General features: G+C 63.8%; 15 protein-coding genes. 3 read left to right on the forward strand and 12 right to left on the reverse strand.

The annotated features are described in order from the left end of the window. Nucleotides 1-120: 120 nt before the first annotated feature. Together CLAM6_RS14990 and CLAM6_RS14995 are read right to left on the reverse strand one after the other, a co-directional pair. Entirely contained in the window at nt 121-1,923 is a 1,803-nt protein-coding gene (locus CLAM6_RS14990) for a sodium:solute symporter family protein (protein WP_054556853.1), read from the reverse strand. Between the two features lie 90 nt (nt 1,924-2,013). After that, nucleotides 2,014-2,271 carry a DUF4212 domain-containing protein gene (locus CLAM6_RS14995; RefSeq protein WP_043333789.1) on the reverse strand — a complete coding sequence of 86 codons (258 nt, stop codon included), beginning with the start codon at nt 2,269-2,271 and terminating at the stop codon, nt 2,014-2,016. 553 nt (nt 2,272-2,824) lie between these two features. On the opposite strand from CLAM6_RS14995, the gene CLAM6_RS15000 reads away from it, so the two are divergent. Further along, the gene (locus CLAM6_RS15000) at nt 2,825-6,823 is read left to right on the forward strand and encodes a hybrid sensor histidine kinase/response regulator (protein WP_153636534.1); all 3,999 of its coding nucleotides are present in this window, start codon (nt 2,825-2,827) and stop codon (nt 6,821-6,823) included. A gap of 145 nt (nt 6,824-6,968) precedes the next feature. Here CLAM6_RS15000 and CLAM6_RS15005 read toward each other — a convergent pair whose 3' ends face one another. The 4 genes from CLAM6_RS15005 to CLAM6_RS15020 form a co-directional block, all read right to left on the reverse strand. Then, nucleotides 6,969-7,631: a response regulator gene (locus CLAM6_RS15005; protein WP_043333788.1), complete on the reverse strand. Its 663-nt coding sequence runs from the start codon at nt 7,629-7,631 to the stop codon at nt 6,969-6,971. A gap of 228 nt (nt 7,632-7,859) precedes the next feature. Beyond that, nucleotides 7,860-8,813: a DMT family transporter gene (locus CLAM6_RS15010; protein ID WP_242007697.1), complete on the reverse strand. Its 954-nt coding sequence runs from the start codon at nt 8,811-8,813 to the stop codon at nt 7,860-7,862. Between the two features lie 268 nt (nt 8,814-9,081). Beyond that, complete coding sequence (gene acs, locus CLAM6_RS15015; protein ID WP_153636535.1) at nt 9,082-11,028, reverse strand: acetate--CoA ligase; 1,947 nt, start codon at nt 11,026-11,028, stop codon at nt 9,082-9,084. A 266-nt stretch (nt 11,029-11,294) separates the two neighbouring features. Next, the gene (locus CLAM6_RS15020; RefSeq protein ID WP_153636536.1) at nt 11,295-11,951 is read right to left on the reverse strand and encodes a SprT family zinc-dependent metalloprotease; all 657 of its coding nucleotides are present in this window, start codon (nt 11,949-11,951) and stop codon (nt 11,295-11,297) included. A 181-nt stretch (nt 11,952-12,132) separates the two neighbouring features. Here CLAM6_RS15020 and CLAM6_RS15025 point away from each other — a divergent pair, with 181 nt between their 5' ends. Next, on the forward strand, nt 12,133-12,861 hold the full coding sequence (locus tag CLAM6_RS15025; protein WP_064503292.1) for a YecA/YgfB family protein: 729 nt from the start codon (nt 12,133-12,135) through the stop codon (nt 12,859-12,861). Nucleotides 12,862-12,975: 114 nt separating this feature from the next. On the opposite strand, the gene CLAM6_RS15030 is transcribed toward CLAM6_RS15025, so the two are convergent. Then, nucleotides 12,976-14,097, reverse strand: coding sequence for a phospholipase D-like domain-containing protein (locus tag CLAM6_RS15030; protein WP_054556850.1), 1,122 nt, complete (start codon nt 14,095-14,097; stop codon nt 12,976-12,978). Nucleotides 14,098-14,415: 318 nt separating this feature from the next. Here CLAM6_RS15030 and plsB point away from each other — a divergent pair, with 318 nt between their 5' ends. Further along, nucleotides 14,416-17,040: a glycerol-3-phosphate 1-O-acyltransferase PlsB gene (plsB, locus tag CLAM6_RS15035; RefSeq protein WP_153636537.1), complete on the forward strand. Its 2,625-nt coding sequence runs from the start codon at nt 14,416-14,418 to the stop codon at nt 17,038-17,040. A 111-nt stretch (nt 17,041-17,151) separates the two neighbouring features. On the opposite strand, the gene CLAM6_RS15040 is transcribed toward plsB, so the two are convergent. From CLAM6_RS15040 to CLAM6_RS15060, 5 genes are all read right to left on the reverse strand, one after another. Further along, nucleotides 17,152-17,850: a class I SAM-dependent methyltransferase gene (locus CLAM6_RS15040; protein WP_153636984.1), complete on the reverse strand. Its 699-nt coding sequence runs from the start codon at nt 17,848-17,850 to the stop codon at nt 17,152-17,154. A gap of 296 nt (nt 17,851-18,146) precedes the next feature. After that, complete coding sequence (locus CLAM6_RS15045) at nt 18,147-18,965, reverse strand: undecaprenyl-diphosphate phosphatase (protein WP_054556849.1); 819 nt, start codon at nt 18,963-18,965, stop codon at nt 18,147-18,149. Nucleotides 18,966-19,170: 205 nt separating this feature from the next. Next, entirely contained in the window at nt 19,171-19,866 is a 696-nt protein-coding gene (tsaB, locus tag CLAM6_RS15050) for a tRNA (adenosine(37)-N6)-threonylcarbamoyltransferase complex dimerization subunit type 1 TsaB (RefSeq protein ID WP_054556848.1), read from the reverse strand. 290 nt (nt 19,867-20,156) lie between these two features. After that, complete coding sequence (adk, locus tag CLAM6_RS15055) at nt 20,157-20,813, reverse strand: adenylate kinase (protein ID WP_131432716.1); 657 nt, start codon at nt 20,811-20,813, stop codon at nt 20,157-20,159. A gap of 554 nt (nt 20,814-21,367) precedes the next feature. Continuing rightward, nucleotides 21,368-22,129 (reverse strand): TerC family protein, encoded by a 762-nt coding sequence (locus tag CLAM6_RS15060; RefSeq protein WP_043333781.1) that lies wholly within the window; start codon nt 22,127-22,129, stop codon nt 21,368-21,370. Nucleotides 22,130-22,291 lie beyond the last annotated feature (162 nt).

Below are 22,291 nucleotides of genomic sequence, written 5' to 3' on the forward strand. Positions count from 1 at the left end.
ATCGATGCACGAGCCCTCAAACCACGAGGCCCCGCCTGCAGGTGCAAGACGGGGCTTCGGGAAACGGGGGCCTGTTCGCGCCGATGCTGCGTGCTGCGCGAACAGGCCCTGCTGCCTGAATCAGTGATCCACTGCTGTTCCGGCCCCGCGCGGAACACGAATGTCCTCGACGATATGCTGGATGTGCTCGGGCGGCGGCGGGGTCATCTTGCAGACGATGACCGCGACGACGAAGTTGAGCACCATGCCCAGCGAGCCGATCCCCTCCGGCGACACACCCAGCAACCAGTTCTCGGCGCTGTTGAGTTCCGGCGAGATGAACTTGAAGTAGACGATGTAGCTGAAGGTGAAGACCAGGCCGACCAGCATGCCCGCGATGGCACCTTCCTTGTTCATGCGCTTGGAGAAGATCCCCAGCAGGATGACCGGGAAGAAGCTCGATGCCGCAAGCCCGAAGGCAAAGGCCACCACCTGCGCCACGAAGCCTGGCGGATTGATACCGAAGTAACCGGCGATCACGATGGCCACGGCCGCCGCCATGCGTGCCGCCATCAGCTCCTGCTTCTCGCTGATATCAGGCTTGAAGGTCTTCTTGAGCAGGTCATGCGAGATGGCCGACGAGATGACCAGCAACAGACCGGCCGCCGTCGAGAGTGCTGCCGCCACCCCACCTGCCGCCACCAGTGCGATGACCCATGCCGGCAGGTTGCCGATCTCCGGGTTGGCCAGCACGATGATGTCGCGGTCGATGTAGACCTCGCTCTCGTTGTCGGTGGGCGTGTTGCTCACCAGACGCTGACCGTACTCACCGCGGGCCGCCTGGCTGTCGGCGCTGCCTTCGTAGCTCGGCTTGCCCGCGAAGGGATCACCGCCACGCATCTGGATGATGCCGTCGCCATTCTTGTCGACCCAGCCGATCAGCCCGGTGTTCTCCCAGTTGTAGAACCAGCCCGGCAGCTCCTCATAGGCCGTCTCGTTGACGGTCTCGACCAGATTCACCCGCGCGAAGGCACCCACGGCCGGCGCAGTGGTGTAGAGCAGTGCGATGAAGAACAGCGCCCAACCGGCGGAGATACGCGCATCCTTGACCGTCGGCACCGTGAAGAAGCGCACGATGACGTGGGGCAGACCCGCGGTACCGCACATCAGCGCGGCGGTGATGAAGAAGACATCGATGGTGGACTTGGAACCCTCGGTGTACTCGCGGAAGCCGAGATCGGTCACCACCTGATCGAGCTTGTGCAGCAGATAGACGCCGGTGTCATTGCCCTGGGCATCGACCAGGGTGCCGCCGAAACCGGTCTGCGGCAGCACGTGGCCCGTCATCATGATCGACAGGAACACCGCCGGCACCAGGAAGGCGAAGATCAGCACGCAGTACTGGGCCACCTGGGTATAGGTGATGCCCTTCATGCCGCCGAGTACCGCATAGAAGAAGACGATCGCCATGCCGATCACCACGCCGACGTTCACGTCCACCTCGAGAAAGCGCGCGAAGACGATGCCGGTACCGCGCATCTGACCGGCGACATAGGTGAAGGAAATGAAGATGACGCAGACCACCGCCACGGTGCGCGCGACGCTGGAGTAGTAACGGTCACCGACGAAGTCCGGCACCGTGAACTTGCCGAACTTGCGCAGATACGGCGCCAGCAGCATGGCCAGCAGGACGTAGCCGCCGGTCCAGCCCATCAGGTAGACGGAGGCGTCATAGCCGACATAGGCGATGATGCCCGCCATCGAGATGAACGAGGCCGCCGACATCCAGTCAGCGGCGGTCGCTGCCCCGTTGGCGATGGGGTGAACGCCACCCCCGGCGACATAGAATTCCTTGGTGGAACCGGCGCGCGACCACACCGCGATCCCGATATAGAGCGCAAATGACGCGCCCACGAACAGATAGGTCAGCAGTTGAACATCCATTGGCAGTGTCCTTGGCGATGTCGATCATATTGTTCTTATTCACACAACGGCGCGTCACGACGAGCGGCCTGTGCCCGGCGTGTCACTGACTCATTGCTCGTGAACATCGAAGCGCTCATCGAGCTTGTTCATCGACCGGGCATACAGAATGATCAGCGCGAGGAAGAAGTAGATCGCCCCCTGTTGCGCAAACCAGAAGCCCAGCTTGAAACCGAAGAACTGGATGTTGTTCAGCACGTCCACCAGCAATATCCCGCATCCATAGGACACCACGAACCAGACCACGAGATAGCCCATGATCAGTTTGATATTGGCGGACCAATACGCCTTGGCATTCGCTTCCTTCATGATGGTGTTCTCGCATTGTTATTGTGATTGGCGAAGTGGAGTGATTGGCGATCCGGAGATCGATGACCACCCGTCAGCGGATGATCCTTTCTCGGCGGTTGATGGGTATTTCCTGCGCCTTTCAAGGCATGACAGGAAACTTGGCAACTCGAATCTGACAGTAGACAAGGCCCTGCAACGCTGCAGGCTGACTTTAGTCGAGAATGTCAGCCACCCCTGATGGAGCAAAGTTGAGAACGATGCAATTCATTTGAAATCAACAAGTTGATTCATATCCTAAAGATGCAATCCCTTGGTCTATTGGCCAAATGGGCGAAGAATGATCGGCGAAAGCTGCGGCGTATTGCGCGCATGACATTGGCCGATGCCGGAAAAAAGGCCCGTTGTGCAGACGCCATTTACCACTTCTTGAGGGCCGCCAGCGAGGCATCTGCGTGGCAATGGAAGACACAGCCTCTTCCCCACGACTCTCAAGACGCCGAGTCTGTCATGCACAGTGCTTGGGACTCGTGGCGGGGCTGCGTAGAATGGCGCTTCCAGAGAGGAGAGCGACATGTTCCAGGGTTGGTGGCTGATCGCAGTGGCACTCGCATATATCGCGGTGCTGTTCACGATTGCATGGCGGGGGGATCGCAACGCCAAGAAACACGGGTCGCCGAATCGGCGCCCAGCGGTCTACAGTCTGGGGCTTGCGGTCTACTGCACCAGCTGGACCTTCTACGGCAGCGTCGGGCAGGCCGCGACCAGCGGCTGGAGTTATCTGAGCATCTTCATCGGGCCGATTCTGGCCTGTCTGCTGTTCTGGCCGATCCTGCTCAAGATGATTCGGGTCGCCAAGCGCCAGAACATCACCTCGATCGCCGACTTCATCGCCTCGCGCTACGGCAAGACGCAGTCGCTGGCGGTGTTCGCCTCGCTGGTGGCCCTGGTCGGCACCCTGCCCTACATCGCCCTGCAGCTGAAGGCCGTCTCGAGTGCCTATCAGGTACTCACCGACACCAGCGATGTCACGCGGACCGCCTGGCTGGGCGATACCGCCTTCTATGTCGCGGCGATCATGGCGCTGTTCGCCATCCTGTTCGGCACCCGCCATACCGACGCCACCGAGCACCATGTCGGCCTGTTGCAGGCGATCGCCTTCGAATCGCTGGTCAAGCTGGTCGCCTTCCTGACCCTGGGCGTCTATGTCACCTGGGGCATGTTCAATGGCCTGGGCGACCTGTTCACCAAGGCCGATACCTATCTGGAGCTGCAACAGCAGCTGGAGACCCAGACCTTCGGCACCGGCTTCTGGGCCCAGACGCTGCTGGCGATGCTGGCGATCTTCTGCCTGCCGCGTCAGTTCCACGTCGCGGTGGTCGAGAACACCCACCACGATGACGCCCGGCGTGCGCGCTGGATGTTCCCGATCTACCTGGTCGCCATCTCCTTCTTCGTGCTGCCGATCGCCGCCGCCGGCCTGACCATGTTCCCCGATGGTTCGGTGTCACCGGACAGCTTCGTGCTGGCACTGCCGATGGCGGCGGACCAGACCTGGCTGACCCTGCTGACCTTCATCGGCGGCTTCTCCGCCGCCACCGGCATGGTGATCGTCGCCGCCGTCGCGGTCTCGATCATGATCTCCAACGAGATCGTGATTCCGCTGTTGTTCCGCCTGCGCTGGTTCGATACCGAGGCACGCGACTACAGCCATATCGTGTTGCTGGCGCGCCGTCTGACCATCGTGATGATCCTGGCGCTGGCCTACGGCTTCTATCTGCTGATCGCCGAATACAGCACCCTCTCGGCCATCGGCTTGCTGTCGTTTGCCGCCGTCGCCCAGTTCGCGCCCTCGCTGATGGGTGGCCTCTACTGGAAGCGTGGCAACCGCCTCGGCGTCATCGTCGGCCTGAATGTCGGCTTCGCGGTCTGGGCCTGGACCCTGCTCGTGCCGGCACTGGCACAGGCGGGTCTGATGCCGGCCGAGATCGTCAACCAAGGGCCGCTGGGCATCGACTGGCTGTCGCCGCATGGCCTGTTCGGCTTCCGCTTCAATGACCCGCTGACCCACGGCGTGATGCTGTCGCTCGGCCTGAACCTGTTCTGCTACATCTTCGTCTCGCAGATGACGCCGCAGCGCGTGGTCGAGCGCATCCAGGCCTCGCTGTTCGTCGACAGTGTCGAGACCCGCCAGACCAGCGTCTCGCGCCCCTGGACCGGCTCCACCTCCGTCTCGGACCTGCGCGTCCTGTGCGAACGCTTCCTGAGCCACGAGCAGGTCGAGCGCGCCTTCGAGGACTACGCACGCCGCAGCGGCCAGCCGCTGGAGCTGCATGCACGCGCCTCCATCGACCTGATCCAGTTCACCGAACGCTTCCTGGCCTCGGTACTCGGCGCCTCCTCGGCACGCATCGTCGTCAACTCGGCGCTGCAGGGTCGCGGCATCGGCATCTCGGATGTCATCTCCATCGTCGATGAAGCCTCGCAGGTGCTCGAATTCAATCGCGCCCTGCTGCAGGCGACCATCGAGAACATCCACCAGGGCATCAGCGTGGTCGACCAGCACATGCGCCTGGTGGTGTGGAACCAGCGCTACCTGGACATGTTCCGCTTCCCTGACAACCTGATCCGGGTCGGTGCGCCGATCGATCGCATCTTCCGCTACAACGCCCACAACGGCGAATACGGCCCGGGCGACCCCGAAGAACACGTCGACCAGCTGCTGGATGCCATCCGCAACGGCGAGCCGCACCGCTACGTGCGCTATCGCCAGGATGACAGCGTGATGGAGATCCAGGGCAACCCGATGCCCGGTGGCGGCTTCGTCTACACCTATCAGGACATCACCCAGCAGAAGCGCACCGAAGAGGCGTTGATCCGCTCGGAAAACAACATCCGCATCTACACCGACAACGTGCCGGCGCTGATCGCCTACTTCGACAAGGAGTGTCGCTACCTCTTCACCAACCGTGCCTATGAAGCGGTGATGGGCATCGACCGTACCGCCGTGATCGGCGAGCCCGCCGAAGAGGCGATGCCAGAAGACATCTATCGCCAACGCGCGCCGTGGATGACGCGCGCGCTGTCCGGTGAGCGGGTCTCCTTCGAGATCTCGCTGGAAGCCCCGGAAGGCGGTGTGCGCTACATGCTGGTCACCTATACGCCGCACTTCAGCACCAAGGGCAACATCCTCGGCTTCTTCGCGCTCTATCAGGACATCACCGAGCGACGCCTGGCGGAGATCGCCCTCAAGGAGACCAACGAGAACCTGGAGGAGCGCGTGCGCGTGCGTACCCAGGAGCTGTCACAGGTCAACGAGGCCCTGCGCACCGAGAACCGCGTGCGCGCCGAGGCCGAGCAGGCACTGCGTCAGGCCAAGCAGCTGGCCGAGGATGCCAACGCCTCCAAGACACGCTTCCTGGCCGCGGCCAGTCACGACCTGCTGCAGCCACTGAATGCGGCGCGCCTGTTCACCTCTGCCCTCGCCCAGCAGGTCGAAGGCGAGATGAAGACCACCACCAATCACATCGACAACTCGCTGCAGGCCGCCGAGGAACTGCTCAGCACCCTGCTCGACATCTCCAAGCTGGATGCCGGGGCACTGGCGCCACGCCGCAGCGTGTTCCGCCTCTCCGACATCCTCAAGCCGCTCAAGGCCGAGTTCGAGGTGATGGCGGAAGACCGCGGACTGGACCTGAAAGTGGTGATGACGCAGCTGGCGGTGGATTCCGACGGCCAGATGCTCAGACGCATCGTGCAGAACTTCCTCTCCAACGCGGTGCGCTATACCCGCCAGGGCCATGTGCTGCTGGGCTGCCGCCGTCTGGGCGATCGCATTCGCATCGAGGTCTGGGACACCGGCCCCGGCATTCCCGAGTCGAAGCTGACCGAGATCTTCCAGGAATTCCGGCGCCTCGATCAGACCGAGCGTCACAAGGAAAGCGAGAAGGGGCTCGGCCTGGGGCTGTCGATCGCCGAACGCATGAGCCGGGTGCTCGACCACCCGATCACGGTGCGCAGCTGGGTCGGCATCGGCACCGTCTTCGCCGTCAGCGTGCCGATCAGCAAGGAGCTGCCGGCGGCCGAGCTGCCGGATGCCGTGCCGGCTCGCAAGCGCGCCGGCAACAAGCTGACCGGCACTCGCGTCCTGTGCATCGACAACGAGAGCCTGATTCTCGAGGGCATGAAGGCGATGCTGTCCGGCTGGGGTTGCGAGGTATTCACGGCGACCTCGATCGGCGGCGCCAAGTCGGTGATCCGCAACCTGGATGGTGATCCGGATGCCATCCTCGCCGACTACCACCTCGACAACGAGGTGACTGGCCTGATGGCGCTGGATGCGCTGGATGAACGTCTGGCGGGCTCGGTGCCGGGCATCGTGATCACCGCTGACCGCACCGATGAGGTCGCCGAGGAAGTGCGCCGTGCGGGCTATCACCTGCTGCTCAAGCCGGTGCGGCCCGCCGCGCTGCGTGCGCTGCTGACGCGCACCCTGCAGGCCAACCGCGCCGAGAAGCACACCAGTGGCGCGAGTGATGCCCCCGACGCCGCGACGGATGACCCAGCCCCCTGATCAGGCGGGCTGGCCTGTCGCTCTTTCGTCCTTAACTCTTTTATCCATGACGCAAAAAGCCCGCCCTGTCAGCGACAGGGCGGGCTTTTTGTGGCTTGAAGGCAAGACTCTCGAGGAGAGCCTCAGCTCAAGCGCTGACGCAGGATCAGGAGCGGACTTTCGGCGGCTCGACTTCCAGACGCTGGGCCGCGATGACGGCCTGGGTACGCGAATGCACGCCCAGCTTGCGCAGAATGGCGGTCACGTGGGCCTTGATGGTGGCCTCGGACACATTCAGCTCATAGGCGATCTGCTTGTTGAGCAGACCTTCCGTCAGCATGTTGAGCACGCGGAACTGCTGCGGCGTCAGTGACGCGATCGCCTCGGCGAAGCGCGATTCATCTTCGGAAGACTCGCCCATGGCCTCGGCGATGTCCGTCGGCAGCCAGACCTCACCTTCGAGGATCTCGCCGATGGCTTCGGCGATGACGTCGAGGCTGGCGGACTTGGGAATGAAGCCGGAGGCCCCATAATCGATGGCGCGGCGCACCACGTAGGGCTCCTCGCTACCGGACACGACCGCCACCGGGATGTCCGGTGTCTGGCCACGCAACTGGATCAGACCGGAGAAGCCGTGGGCTCCCGGCATGTGCAGGTCCAACAGGATCAGGTCGGCATCGGGATGGCGGGCAACGACTTCGTTGGTCGCTTCCATGCTGTCAGCCTCGACGATCTCCGCCTGAGAGGCGACTTGTCTAAGCGCCTGGGTCAGTGCGGCACGAAAGAGCGGGTGATCGTCTGCAACGATGAACTTCTGGGCAAAGGCCATTGAGTCTCCTCCAAAACCCCGATGGTGATCATCACCGACCTTCCTGGCCGGTCAACAATCGCCGTTATTTTCTGGCATGTTACCCCATAAAACGTGCGTTTAACAAAGCAGCCCACCATCGGAAGATGTACTGATGTTTCGCTCGGGGAACACGAGTATCGCACGGATTGATGCCCGGCGAGCGAACAATCCGTGCGCTGATTCTGACAGCATCCTGGGGATGGTGAGTCAGACAACCCTACCCGCAACGCGACTGGCATGCCAGCCGATCAATGCGACACCGGCAATCAGCACGAAGCCGATCAGACTGGCGATATCCGGCACCTCCCCCCAGATGGCCCAGCCCGCCAGTGCCGAAAACACGATGGTCAGATAGGAATAGATCGACACTTCCCCCGCCGGTGCGAGGCGATAGGCGGTGGTCATCAGAATCTGACCGCCGGCCGCAAAGATGCCGATGCCCAGCAAGGCCAGCGCCTGAGGGCCGCTCGGCATCACCGGATTCATCAACATCGGCACCAATGTCACCACACTGGAGACCAGCGAGAAATGCAGCACGATGGTCGCCGAGGCCTCGCGCCCTTTCATCGCACGGATGAGCGTATAGGCCGCCCCCGCCAGCATTGCCGAACCCAGCCCGACCATGGCGGGCAACAATGCCTCCACCCCGCCCTCGGCAAATGCCAGTTGCGGCTTGATGACCAGCGCCGCGCCAGAGAAGGCGACCAGCATGCCGACCAGCCGCCAGCCACCAAGGCGCTCGGCCAGGAAGAGGCCGGCGAACAGGCTGACGAAGAACGGCGATAGCTTATTCAGAATAGTCGCATCTGCCAGCAGCAGATGATCGATGGCGTAGAAGAAGCTCATCACGCCGCCGAGGCCGATCAGTGACCGCGCCATCAGCATCGGCTGGTGATGCCAGTGGCCCAGCAGGCGCGCGCCCGCCATGCGCACCATCACCACCGCCACGCCGAGACTGACCAGGTTGCGCACGAAGACCTTCTCGAACAGCGGCAGGTCGCCGCTCAGCTTGACCATCGCCCCCATCAGCGCGAACGAGATCGCCGACAGGCACATCAGGATGACGGCGCGGGGACGATTCTCGCCCTCATTGGACGACGCGGCGGGAGAACTGGCTGGCTGAGAGGCGGGGCAGGATGCATCCGACTTGCCTGCTGACATGGGGGCGGCCTTGATCATGAATTGATTGGGGAAATGCGCAGCGAGGCGCGAATGGACTCCGCGGGCACATGCGCTGGCGCGTCATTATCAAGCCAGCGCCTCCTCGATGGCCAACCTTTCACGTCTCGCACAGCGCAAAAGCGCGGGCCAGGAATACGAACAGACAGATGTCCCCGGACAGGCGCACAAAAAAGCGCGGGAGCCAGGCTCCCGCGCTTCGCTGTCGCTGCGTGTCTTGTCAGGCCTCGATGACCGGTACTCGACGCGTTCAGCGGTTGGCGCGCTGCTCGATCAGGTCGTCCACCACTGACGGGTCCGCCAGGGTCGAGGTATCGCCGAGGCCGTCGGTCTCGTTGGCGGCGATCTTTCTGAGGATGCGGCGCATGATCTTGCCGGATCGCGTCTTGGGCAGCCCCGGCGCCCACTGGATGACATCCGGCGAGGCGATCGGACCGATGTCCTTGCGCACCCACTGGGTCAGCGTCTTCTTGAGCTCATCACTGGCTTCGATACCGTCGTTGAGCGTCACGTAGATGTAGATGCCCTGGCCCTTGATGTCATGGGGATAGCCGACCACGGCGGCCTCGGCGACCGCTTCATGCGCCACCAGCGAGGACTCGATCTCGGCGGTGCCCATGCGGTGGCCAGAGACGTTGAGCACATCATCGACGCGCCCGGTGATCCAGTAATAACCATCCTCGTCGCGACGACAGCCGTCACCGGTGAAATACATGCCCGCATAGGTGGAGAAGTAGGTCTGCACGTAGCGTTCGTGATTGCCCCAGATCGAACGTGCCTGCCCCGGCCAGCTGTCGAGAATCACCAGGTTGCCTTCGGTCGCGCCCTCGAGGATATTGCCCTCGTTGTCGACCAGCGCCGGCTGCACACCGAAGAACGGCAGCGTGGCGGAGCCCGGCTTGAGATCGGTCGCGCCCGGCAGCGGCGCGATCATGATGCCGCCGGTCTCGGTCTGCCACCAGGTGTCCACCAGCGGGCAATTGCCATTGCCGATCACGCGGTGGAACCACTCCCAGGCCTCGGGGTTGATCGGCTCGCCCACCGAGCCGAGCAGCCGCAGGCTCGTGCGCGAACTTGAGTCCATCACGCTGTCACCGTGTGCCATCAGCGCACGCACGGCGGTCGGGGCGGTATAGAGAATATTGACCTGGTGCTTGTCGACGACCTCGCCGATGCGCCCGTGGGTCGGATAGCTGGGCACACCCTCGAACATCAGCGTGGTCGCGCCATTGGCCAGCGGTCCGTAGACGATGTAGCTGTGGCCCGTCACCCAGCCGACATCCGCCGTGCACCAGTAGATATCGCCATCGTGATAATCGAACACGTAGCGATGGGTCATCGCGGCATAGAGCAGATAACCGCCCGTGGTGTGCTTCAGGCCCTTGGGCGTGCCGGTGGAGCCGGAGGTGTAGAGGATGAACAGCGGGTCTTCCGCGCCCATCGCCTCGGCCGGGCAGTCACTGGACTGACGGTCCACCAGCTCATGGAACCAGGCATCGCGGCTGCCCCAGTTCACCTCACCGCCGGTACGCCGCACCACCAGCACGTGGTCGACACAGTCGGTGCCATCACGCTCCAGCGCCTCATCGACGTTCTCCTTGAGCGGCACACGCTTGCCACCCCGCAGTGACTCATCGGCGGTGATCACGATGCGCGAGCTGGAATCGACGATACGCCCCGCCAGCGCGTCCGGCGAGAAGCCGCCGAACACCACCGAGTGCACGGCACCGATGCGCGTACAGGCCAGCATCGCCATCGCGGCTTCGGGAATCATCGGCATGTACAGCGTGACCACATCGCCCCGCTTGACGCCCAACTCCTTGAGGCCATTGGCAAACTGGCTGACACGCGCGTGCAGCTCGCGATAGGTGATCGACTGGGACTCGTTCGGGTCATCCCCTTCCCAGATGATGGCAACCTGATCGCCACGCTCGGCGAGGTGGCGATCGAGGCAGTTGTGCGCCACGTTGAGCTTGCCGTCCTCGAACCAGCGTACATCGACATCACCGGGGCCGAAGTTGGTATTGCGGATCACCGAGGGCGCATCGAACCAGTCCAGTGACTGGGCCTGCTCGGCCCAGAATGTCTCCGGCGCCTCGACGGACTGCTGATACATGGCCTGATAGCGCTCGCGGTCTGCCCAGGCGTGGGCGGCGACATCGGGAGTGACCGGATGAACCTTGGCATGTTCGCTCATGTGGCGTGACCTCTGACGGATTGGCTGGCGGCTCGCGACATGCGTGACGCACTGGCGAGTCGGGACAAGTCCGTTTCAGCTTAAACCCAAGGATGGGGGGGCCACACACTAGACCTTGGTAGATAAATTTTTACTAATTATTTCAACTGTTTATCAACAAATTACACCAAGGTCACAGCGACGTTCGGAGGACAGAAACCGCCTGAAAAGACACCTCCTGGCGCGACTCGCACTTTGCAATGACGCGCAGGCGAGCGAAATGCGCTTCAACGCGCAGTCGACGCATTGCGCGCCGGGTCATTCAAGGGACCGCTCAATTCCTGGCCACAGCGCCGACAGCGATAGCGGTGACCGCGCTGGGCATTGGCATGGCGTCGCGAGCTGAAATAGTGCGCGGTATCGCAGCCACAACCATAGGCCCAGGGCGTCGGGCTGGCAGTCGAGACATCCATGCGATGCGTCACCTCCGGCGGGATGCCGTAGAGGTTGGTCATCACTTGCTGCCACTCGGGGCCATGCGGTTTGACACGCGTCTTGCCGGCGCGCTCGACCACCTCCATCACCACCCAGTGCGCGACCTCATGGGGGACGGTCTGGCTGAGGAAGTGATGGCGATTCTCGCTGAGCAGTTGCCAATTGAAGCGCAGCCGCTGGCGCGCCGAATCCGCCGTGCCCGCCGTGCGCCCCTTGAGACGGCAGGAGACCGACGGCATGCGCAGCTCGGGGAACAGGGTGCGTGCGCGCGCCAGACATGCCAGCACCTGCGCCTCCAGCGTCGCGTGCAGGGCAGGCGCCGTCAGCGCCTCGAGCGCGGCGGCATCGGCCAGCGGCAGTGGCGTCGCGGGGGTCTCCCCCAGGCAGGCCAGAGCATGATCGGGCGCAAAGCGATGACGACTGACGACACGACGAGTGGATGATGACATGACACGATGACCAGACAGCAGAGCGAAGGCATGGATGAGCCGATGACGAGCGAGCGTACCACTCCTCGAGGCGTGAAATGATACACTAGCGCCATTCACGCCTGCCCGGTTCCCCTTGGTTCACCCAGGTAGCCAGGCGGCACTGTTCGACTTCTCCCCTTATCGCACGTGAGACTCCCCCATGGCCGAGCCTGTCCAGACCCAGCCGCTGCTGGATGATGAATCCCTCGACATCCTCGACGAATTCCTCGAGTCCGACATCGTCGGCCCGGAAGCTCTCGATATCATCAGTGCGCATGGCTTCATGCTGGCACTGGCCATCGCACCGCGCGAAGTGCCCTCCAGCCTGTGGCTGCCGGAACTCTTCCAGGGGCAGCCAAGCTACGAAAGCCCGCAGCAGGAAGCGGAAGTCGTCTCCCTGTTCGAGCAGATGCGCGCCAACGCCATCGATGCCCTCGAGCACGGCGTGCTGCCGGAACTGCTGTTCGAGCTGGAACTGGGCGGTGCCGACCCGGTCGAGACACCGATCGGTGACTGGTGTGCCGGCTTCATGGAAGGCGTGTTCATGGACGAGGAGGCCTGGTTCGGCACCCAGGAAGAGGCGGCCGCCGAACTGCTGCTGCCGTTCATGGCCATCTCCGGCGTCTTCGACGATGAAGACCCGGAGATCGGTGAGCTGATCGCCGACCCGATCGGTGCCCAGCGCTTCGTCAACCAGCTGCCGGAACTGCTGCTGGACCTCTACCTGCTCTACCGTGTCCCGCCGGAAAGCCCCAAGCCGTCGCCGCGTCGCAAGGGTTCCGCCGCACCGGGCGCAGCCGGCATTCCGCGCAGCAAGCACGCCGGCAACAAGGGCGCTGGCAAGGGTGGCAACAAGAACGGTGGCAAGGGCGGCGGCAAGAAGCGCTGATCCCGCCATGGCGCTCTTAACGCCATGCAGCCTTGAAAACGACAACGCCGGGCGACCTCATGGGTCGTCCGGCGTTTTGGTTCCACGCAGCCGTGTCTGACAGCTGCGAGCCGCTCAGCGCAGCCGCGTCACCAGGCTATCCAGGGTGCCATAGCCCCACTCGCGACAGCGCTGCATCAACGGCCGACGCTGCCAGGCGGCCTGGGTGATCTCGACACTGTGGGCGAAGTGATGCTCGAACAGCGTGGCGACGTCGGCGGCGAAGCGATGGTCCTGCACCTCCTGATTGGCCTCCAGATTCCACTGCAGGCTCCAATGATCGAAGTTGCACGACCCCAGCGTCACCCAGTCATCCGCCAGCGAGAACTTGGCATGCAGAAAGCGGGGCTGGAATTCATGGATACGCACGCCCGCCTTGAGCAGCCCGGCATAGAAGCGCTGCCCCGCCGAACGCACGCCCGGGTGGTCATGATGCTGGCCGGCGATCAGCAGTCGGACATCGACACCCCTACGCGCCGCACGCTTGAGACGCCGCCGCATGCTGAAGGTCGGCACGAAGTATGGCGTGCAGATCCACAGCCGCTTGCGTGAGCTGCTGGCCTGATGCTGCAGGGAATGACGGATGGCCTGATAGCGGAAACCATGCCCCCAGACCACCCGCCCACGCATGCTCAGATAGCCCTCGACCCGGCACGCCCGCACATTGATGCTGCGCACCGCCAGCCGACTGCCATGGCCACGACTGGCCGCGGAGTCCCACACGCGTGCGAACAGGCGCACCCAGTCACTGATGCACGGCCCCTCGATGCGTATCGCGACTTCCGACCAGGCCTCGGCGAAGACATCCACCGCACCGAAGCCGCCGGTAAAGCCCACCTCCCCATCGACCACCAGAAGCTTGCGATGGTCACGCGTCAGATTGCGCCCCAGCCGCCACCAGGAAAGCGGGTTGTAGATCCTGAGCTGGATATCGGCCTCGATCATGCGCTGGCGGTCAGCTTCCTCGAGGCCCAGCGAGCCGAAGCCATCCAGCAGCACCAGCACCGTCACGCCGCGGCGGCGCGCGCCACACAGCGCATCGATCAGGACGCGACTGAGGTGGCCGCTCTCGGCCAGATACAGCTCGAGCAGGATGGAATGGCGCGCGGATTCCACCGCCTCCAGCATGCTGGGCAGAAAACGCGCGCCTTCCGGCAGCAAGGTGAATCGATTGCCTGATCGCCACATTCCCAGCATGCCTTGCCTCCCGTCATTTCCCTGCACGGCACGATACAGATGGCGATGCCCATGACGGTGCACCGCCAGATGCTGCCACTGTGCGCTTCGTCACTACGCACTCAGTCACCAAGTACTCTGCCACCAAGTACTCTGCCACGGCGTCTGCGGGCAGAATGCGTATAATGTTCAATATCATGCTTGCGCTGAACGCTACCAGCCAGACCATGAAAACGTCGCAATCAACCCTCATTCATCGTCCCGATGCTTTATTCGTGAACGCCGACAGATTGTCGTTTCCGGTAGTCCGTCCTTGTCCACACCTGCGAGAGCCTCACCATGTCGCCAGTCACCTTAGTCTTGCGCCCGTTGCGCAATGTCAGTCGCCGTCTGCTGGACAAGTGGGTGGAGCTGCGCGCGGTGGAGCCCGACATCAATGCGTTGGACCACAGCGCCTTGAACCTCGACCCGACGCTGCCGGTGGTCTACGTCTTCCCCTACCAGGCATTGTCCGACGAGCTGGTGGTCGAGCAGCTGTGCGAGGCACGCGGCCTGCCCTCGCCGACCCTGCCTCTGAGCATAGGCGACCTGCGCCTGAGCCACTCCCGTCTCCGTCTGTTGCGTCGCTCGCGCAGCGACAGGAGCCTGCTGTCACGCCGCCTGGCCAAGTTGATCGCCGCGCTGGAAGACGCCCCGAGTGATGTCGAGGTGCAGCTGGTGCCGGTCAGCGTGTTCTGGGGGCGTGCCCCGGGCAAGGAATTCGGCTTCTGGAAGTTCATCTCCGCCGATAGCTGGCGGGTGACGGGCGTGCTGCGCCGCGCCATCGCGATTCTGGCCCATGGCCGCTCGGTGGATGTGCATTTCGGCCAGCCGCTCAAGCTGCACGAAGCGCTCAGGGAAGGCCCGCAGGACTCGGCGCTGGCGCACCGCCGCATCTCGCGCCTGCTGCGCGTGCACTTCCGCCGCGTACGTACCCGCCTGCTGGGGCCAGACCTCTCCCACCGCCACACCATGATTCGCAACCTGCAGAAGGCGCCCGCCGTGCAGGACGTGATCAGCGAGCTGGCACGCGAGCAGAATCAGCCACCGGCACGTCTGGAGAAGCGCGCCCTGCAGTATGGTCGCGAGATCGCCTCCAACATGGGCTATCCGGTGCAGCGCTTTCTGGCGCATGCCCTCAAGCGGCTGTGGCACAAGCTCTACGACGGTGTCGAAGTGCGCGGCATGTCGCAGGTCAAGGCGATCGCCGGCGACTGCGAGCTGATCTACGTGCCCTGCCATCGCAGCCATATCGACTACCTGCTGCTGTCCTACGTGCTGTTCCACGAGGGCCTGATGACACCCCACGTCGCCGCGGGCAAGAACCTCGACATGCCGATCATCGGCCCGATCCTGCGCCGTGGCGGCGCCTTCTTCCTGCGCAGAAGCTTCCGCGGCAATCGCCTGTACGCCACCGTCTTCGACGAGTACGTGCACCAGCTGATCACCCGTGGCCACCCGCTGGAATACTTCATCGAGGGGGGGCGTTCACGCACCGGCCGCATGCTGCCCCCGCGTCCGGGCATGCTGGCGATGACCCTGCGCTCCTTCCTGCGTGATACGCGCCGCGAAGTGGCCTTCGTGCCGGTCTACATCGGCTACGAGAAGGTCTTCGAGAGCCTGAGCTATCAGCGCGAACTGTCGGGAGCCAGCAAGAAGAAGGAATCACCGCTGGACCTCATCCGCGTGCTCGGCCAGCTCAAGCAGCCCTTCGGCAAGGTCTACCTGAACATCGGCGAGCCGCTCAAGCTGGGCGAATGGCTGGATGAGACCGCGCCGGACTGGAAGGCCAGCCGTCATCAGCGCCGCCCGGAATGGCTGACCCAGGCGGTGCCGCAACTGGGGCATGAAATCGCCACGCGCATCAATGCCGCCGCCGCGCTCAATCCGGTCTCGCTGACGGCGCTGGTGCTGCTGTCCACCGCCCACCACGCCATCGAGGCCAGCCTGCTGCAACGCCAGCTGGCGATGCTGGTGCGTCTGGCCGACAAGCTGCCGGGTCGCCATGACCACAGCCTGCCCGAGGGCACGCCGGAAGAGTGGGTCGCACACTGTGCCCATCTGGGGCTGGTCACCCTGCGCCCGCAGAGTCTTGGCGAGCTGGTGATCGCCACCCCGGAGCAGGCCAGTCTGCTGACCTGGTATCGCAACAACGTGCTGCACCTGCTGGCGTTGCCGGCGCTGATCGCCTTCGCCTTCCGCAATACGGCCCAGTACACCCTCGAGGCACTGGAAGACCAGATCAGTCCCGCCTGGCCGCTGCTGGTGCGCGAGCTGTTCGTCCCCGAGGCCCCTGAGCTGAAGGCGGATATCGCCGCCACGCTGGCTCTGATGAGCGAGGAAGGCCTGCTGGAGCATCAAGCCGCGACTGGCGACACTCCGGAGCGCTGGTCCCGTCCGGTGGCCAGTCAGGAGCCTTCCGAGCAGCTGCGCCTGCTGGCTCAGCCGGTACAACCGACGCTGGAACGCGGCTATCTGTTGATCGCCGCCCTGTTGCAGCACGGCAGCGGCACGCTGGACCGCGAGTCCCTCGAGAGCCATTCCGGCGCCCTGGCCGAACGCCTGACCCTGCTGTCGGGCCTCAATGCGCCGGAGTTCTTCGACAAGCGTCTGTTCAGCGGCCTGCTCGATACCCTGCTGGAGCTGGAGTTCATCTGGCTGGAGAGCGGCCAGCTATGCTTCGGCGAAGCGCTGGAAGACCTGCAGGTGCACGGCCGCGACCTGTTCGATCCCGCCCTGCGCCACCGCCTGCAGCATGTGCGCCTTCGCGACAGCGACAGCGAGAACGAGACCGAGAAAGAGAGCGACGCCCCGACTGAAGGCATGGTCGAGGAGCAGCACCCAGCCCTCGACGACCACGAGGCCGCTGACGAAACCGCATCAGCAGACCGCAAGGCGCCCGACACCTCCTCTCAGCGCGAATGAGATGATGGGCCGAGGCCCCTGGCGCAAAAAAGCCCCCGCCGCGATCACATCGCGAGCGGGGGCTTTTGCGTTTGGCGGAGGCTTTTACATCGCTGACGCCATCGTCAGGCGTCAGCGCAGCGCCTGCTTCACATAGACGTCGTAGCGGCTGGTCTTTTCCTCGACCACATGGCTCGGCGCGAGCCCGCCGATCGGTTCGGCCTTGCGTGGGCGCTTGACCACCACGCGATGCGTCGCGACCTCCAGCGCCGCCTCGAGCAGCGCCGGGGCATCCGCATCATCACCGGCCAGGGCGCGGAAGACGCGCATCTCCTTCTTGACCAGGGCCGACTTGTCACGGTGCGGGTACATCGGGTCGAGATGCACCACCTGCGGCGGCTGGTCCCACTGCGTCACCAGCTCCCCGAGCTCCCGCGTGGCATCACCGTGCAGCGCCTGCATGCGCAGCGCGATGTCGCGAATCTCGTCATCCGCACAGCCCTGTGCCCGGGTCAGGCCATCGACCAGAATCGCCGCCGTGGCCGCCACGCGTTCGATCATCAATACCGGTGCCCCGAGACTCGCCAGCACGAAGGCATCACGCCCGAGCCCTGCAGTGGCATCGACGATGCTCGGCAGTACGCCTCGGTTCAGACCACAGGCCCGTGCGATCAGCTGGTTGCGCCCCCCGCCGAAACGACGGCGATGATCGGCACGACCGGCGACGAAATCGACGCACAGCGGCTTGCCGTATTCACGCTCGTCTCCGGCGATCACCAGGCGCGGTGCGCCCTGCTCGTCCAGCGCCACCTCGAGCTTGAGCGCCGGCATCTCGTCATCTTCCCGCAGCGCGATACCGAAATGTGCCGCCAGCGTGGCGAGTTCCGGGCGCGTTTGCAGCCGTGAACGGGCAATGGCGATCACGGGAGCGGCATCGGCGGCTGCATCATGGGCAGCGAGGGAGTCTTCGGGTGGCAGCATGGATGGGCTCTATGAGAAACGGTGAAGCGAAACGGTGAACGCAGGAAAAGGGAAACTCGCATGGCATGCGATCAGGCTGACAAACGCCGACGGCGCCGCAAGAGCGACGCCGTCAGGAGACAAGCTTACGTCATCGCGCGCATGGCTTACAGCAGCAACAGCATGCCGAACAGCATCATGCCCAGCAGCAGGCGGTAGATGACGAAGGGCAACATGCCGATGCTGTCGATGGCCTTGAGGAACAGCTTGATGCACACCAGCGCGGAGACGAAGGACAGCACCACGCCGAGGGCGACATCGAACAGCTGCGCTTCACTGCCGGTCTCGATCAGCTCCAGGCCCTTGAGCAGGCCGGCCGCGACGATCAGCGGAATCGACAGCAGGAAGGAGAAGCGCGCAGCGCTCTGACGCTCGAAGCCCAGCAGCAGCGCGGCGGTGATGGTGATGCCCGAACGCGAGGTGCCGGGAATCAGGGCCAGCGCCTGGAACAGGCCGATGATCAGCGCGCCCTTGAGCGTCAGCGTCGCCAGGTCACGCGTGCGTGCGCCCTTGACGTCCGCCCACCACAGCAGCAGACCGAAGACGATGGTGGTGGTACCGATCACCGCGATCGAGCGCCCGGCCGTTTCCACCACATCGCCCAGCAGGCCGCCGAAGATCACGGCCGGCAGCGTCGCCAGCAACACCGCCCAGCCCAGACGGCTGTCTTCGGTCTGGCGCGCCGCCAGCGTGCCGCCGCCGCTGAACTGGCCAAACCAGCCAGCGAGAATATTGGCGACATCCTTGCGGAAGGCCATCACCACGGCCAGCAAGGTACCGACGTGTACCGCGACATCAAACGCCAGCCCCTGGTCCGGCCAGCCGAACACCTGGGAGGGCAGAATCAGGTGGGCGGAGGAGGAAATCGGCAGAAATTCCGTCAGACCTTGAATGACGGCCAACGCCACCACATGCATGAGTTCCATGAAACATCCTTTTAAGAGAGACGGGCCTCAGTGGCCCACACGGACGACAGACATCGTCTGTGGCACTGCACGTGCCGTAGTGACAGAACAACGCTTTGCGTCAAGCCGCGCCGCGAGTGTCGGGCGCGACATGATGATGCGCGAATCTTATGTCAGCCTTGGCTGAACCCACGATGACACAACGAGATGGCAATCCCTGGCGCCATCAGCGCCATGCCACCTCATTGCGCAGATAGACCGGCTGGGCCTCGACCGCCGACACCGCTTCACCGCGGGCATATGCCTGGGCGGCCAGCATCACCATGGCCTCGGCATCCGGTTGCGGCTCGGGCAGTTGCAGCGCCAGGCTGGCACGCACGCTCTCGGGCAGCTCGTCGTGCATCACCAGTCCCGAGCCGACCGCCAGCCAGTCATGCTCACGCAGAGCCGCAGGCAGCTCCAGCAGGCCCGGAGCGCAGACCTGCTCGGGTAGCACCTGCTCGACCTCTATCTCGCCGTCAGCGCGCGTCACGACGCGATAGGCGCCGGTGTAGAGCTCGCCCATGCGTGCGTCCAGCATCGGCAGCACGAAACGCGCGTGATGCAGGCGGTGGGCCTGCAGTGACAGGGCCGCCAGCGTCGAGACGCCGATCACCGGCACATCGAGACCGAAGGCGAGGCCCTGGATGGTGCCAGCGGCGATGCGCAACCCGGTGAACGAGCCCGGTCCGTGGCCATAGGCCAGGGCATCGAGGTCGTTGAGGGTCAGATCGGCAGCGGCCAGCAGCGCCTCGATCATCGGCATCATGCGCTGGGTGTGCTGACGGGGAGCCTCACAGCGCTCGGCAGTAACAACGCCGTCTTGCCACAGGGCAACGGAACAGGCGGAAGAGGATGCATCGATGGCCAGAAGCGTGGTCATGGGCGGTTCGTCGTCAGAAAAATGTGACGCGATTCTACCCGTCCCCCGCGGGCAGCAAAAGACGCAGGCTGTCCACGGCTGGTGTCGGCCGCGGGCGTCACTCCTGCTGCAACCCCCACGCCCACGCCGGCAAGCGGCCTGCCGCAACGCCTGATTCCTGATTCGCGCCAGTAGGCGAAGAACAAAAAAACGCCCGCAGACAATGTCTACGGGCGTTCTTCGTCAGGCGGCCGGCTTCACCAGCGCGATCAGATCTGTTGCAGCTGAGCCACCTGAGGCGTGCCAGGCAATCAGTGCTCCAGCGCGCTGACCAGCTGAGCACGAATGTCGTCGACGGAGCCGACGCCTTCGATGCGGTGGTAGGCAGGTGCCTGGGCATCGCCAGTGGCAGACCAGCTGGAGTAGTACTCGACCAGCGGTTCCGTCTGCTCGTGATAGACGGACAGACGGTTGCGCACGGTGGCTTCGCGGTCGTCCTCACGCTGGATCAGGGCTTCGCCGGTGACGTCGTCCTTGCCTTCTTCGCGCGGCGGGTTGTACTCGATGTGGTAGACACGACCGGAATCCGGGTGCACACGACGACCGGACAGACGCTTGACGATCTCTTCATCAGCGACGGCGATCTCGACCACGTGGTCCAGCTTCACGCCCGCTTCCTTCATGGCGTCAGCCTGCGGAATGGTGCGCGGGAAGCCGTCGAACAGGAAGCCGTTCTCGCAATCGGGCTGGCTGATGCGCTCCTTGACCAGGGCGATGATGATCTCGTCGGACACCAGTCCGCCGGTATTCATGATCTCCTTGACCTTGAGTCCCAGCTCGCTGCCGGCCTTGACCGCGGCGCGCAGCATATCTCCGGTAGAGATCTGCGGGATGTTGAAACGCTCGCAGATGAACTGGGCCTGGGTGCCCTTGCCGGCGCCGGGGGCGCCCAACAGGATCAAACGCATCGGTACTGCTCCTTGAGTGTGCAAATGAAAAGCATCAAACGGGTGTAAAGGGTCATCTGGCGCTGGTGCACCTTGCCCTCGGCGGCAGATAGCCATCCAAGGCGCTCTGGTCGTCGACACGATCGAGGTGAAGCGGCGAAACTCGCGGCGTCGAGACGCTCGACTACCTCATGAGGGCCGAACGCATCGAGCGTATCGATGACCAGGATGAATATGGGCAGCGGACCAATATGTGCTGCGCAGAACGACGGCGCGCACGGATGATCTCATTATGTCATCGCCATGCAATGTAGAGCTGACGATACCGTTCACACGACGCCGGCACAAGCACACCAAAGGCGCGTATGCCGCCCTTTGGCACTGTTTTGGCGCGCAGGAGGGCCTGTCGCCCTCCTCGCCGGTTGCCGACCTGCCATACACGGCTGTCATGATACGAAAACGCCCCCTGCGGCACGCGGTCGCAGAGGGCGTCTTTCCACTCACGCCGGGCCACCTTGCTCAGTCGCCGTGGCGTGATCAGGCTGAGTCATGTCAGCCGTTGCTGTGCCAATGTCTCACTCGGTGACGTCTTCCGCCTGGCTGCTGCGACGCAGACGCACTGCCTTGGCGCGCTTGCTGCGCAGACGGATGTTGAGCATTTCCACCGCCAGCGAGAAGGCCATCGCCACGTAGATGTAGCCCTTGGGCACGTGGACACCGAAGCCTTCGACCATCAGCATCATGCCGACCATGATCAGGAAGGACAGCGCCAGCATCTTGATGGTCGGGTGACGATCGACGAAATCGCCGATGGGCTTGGCGGCCACCATCATGATGCCCACCGAGATGACGATGGCGATGACCATCACCATCAGGTGATCGACCATGCCCACCGCCGTGATCACCGAATCCAGCGAGAAGACGATATCGATCAAGGCGATCTGGACCATGATTGCCATGAAGCTGGCGCTGCCCTTCTTCGCGCCCTCTTCGGCAGGGTCTTCGCCTTCCAGGTTGGCGTGGATCTCGTGGGTGCTCTTGCCGAGCAGGAACAGGCCCCCGAAGACCAGAATCAGATCGCGTCCCGAAAAGCTGAAGTCGGCCACGCTGAACAGGGGCGCGGTCAGCGACATCAGCCACGACAGCGACATCAACAGCACGATGCGCATGCCCATCGCCAGGCCCAGGCCGATCATGCGCCCGCGCTGACGCTGGGACTCGGGCAGCCGCGCGACCAGAATCGACAGGAAGATGATGTTGTCGATGCCCAGCACGATCTCAAGCGCGGTCAGGGTCGCCAGGGCCACCCATGCCGAAGGGTCCATCAACCATTCCATTGTCTTGCTCCTTGTGTGTTGCGAGAACCGGCCTTTCCGGGTCGTGCCAGCACGATGCGGCAGATCGCGGCAGGTTGGCGTGAAGCATCGCATGTTGTGCAGGGCAGCAACAGCGGTCGCCGCCCTGCCACGCCAACGGACATGCACAAAAAAACGGCCTCC

This window comes from Cobetia sp. AM6 (assembly GCF_009617955.1).
Classification (GTDB): Bacteria; Pseudomonadota; Gammaproteobacteria; order Pseudomonadales; family Halomonadaceae; genus Cobetia; species Cobetia amphilecti.

Coding starts and splice junctions, on each gene's coding strand:
- CLAM6_RS14990 (WP_054556853.1), bottom strand. CDS start 1,923: ATGGATGTTCAACTGCTGACCTATCTGTTCGTGGGCGCGTCATTTGCG.
- CLAM6_RS14995 (WP_043333789.1), bottom strand. CDS start 2,271: ATGAAGGAAGCGAATGCCAAGGCGTATTGGTCCGCCAATATCAAACTG.
- CLAM6_RS15000 (WP_153636534.1), top strand. CDS start 2,825: ATGTTCCAGGGTTGGTGGCTGATCGCAGTGGCACTCGCATATATCGCG.
- CLAM6_RS15005 (WP_043333788.1), bottom strand. CDS start 7,631: ATGGCCTTTGCCCAGAAGTTCATCGTTGCAGACGATCACCCGCTCTTT.
- CLAM6_RS15010 (WP_242007697.1), bottom strand. CDS start 8,813: ATGTCAGCAGGCAAGTCGGATGCATCCTGCCCCGCCTCTCAGCCAGCC.
- acs (WP_153636535.1), bottom strand. CDS start 11,028: ATGAGCGAACATGCCAAGGTTCATCCGGTCACTCCCGATGTCGCCGCC.
- CLAM6_RS15020 (WP_153636536.1), bottom strand. CDS start 11,951: ATGTCATCATCCACTCGTCGTGTCGTCAGTCGTCATCGCTTTGCGCCC.
- CLAM6_RS15025 (WP_064503292.1), top strand. CDS start 12,133: ATGGCCGAGCCTGTCCAGACCCAGCCGCTGCTGGATGATGAATCCCTC.
- CLAM6_RS15030 (WP_054556850.1), bottom strand. CDS start 14,097: ATGCTGGGAATGTGGCGATCAGGCAATCGATTCACCTTGCTGCCGGAA.
- plsB (WP_153636537.1), top strand. CDS start 14,416: ATGTCGCCAGTCACCTTAGTCTTGCGCCCGTTGCGCAATGTCAGTCGC.
- CLAM6_RS15040 (WP_153636984.1), bottom strand. CDS start 17,850: ATGCCGGCGCTCAAGCTCGAGGTGGCGCTGGACGAGCAGGGCGCACCG.
- CLAM6_RS15045 (WP_054556849.1), bottom strand. CDS start 18,965: ATGGAACTCATGCATGTGGTGGCGTTGGCCGTCATTCAAGGTCTGACG.
- tsaB (WP_054556848.1), bottom strand. CDS start 19,866: ATGACCACGCTTCTGGCCATCGATGCATCCTCTTCCGCCTGTTCCGTT.
- adk (WP_131432716.1), bottom strand. CDS start 20,813: ATGCGTTTGATCCTGTTGGGCGCCCCCGGCGCCGGCAAGGGCACCCAG.
- CLAM6_RS15060 (WP_043333781.1), bottom strand. CDS start 22,129: ATGGAATGGTTGATGGACCCTTCGGCATGGGTGGCCCTGGCGACCCTG.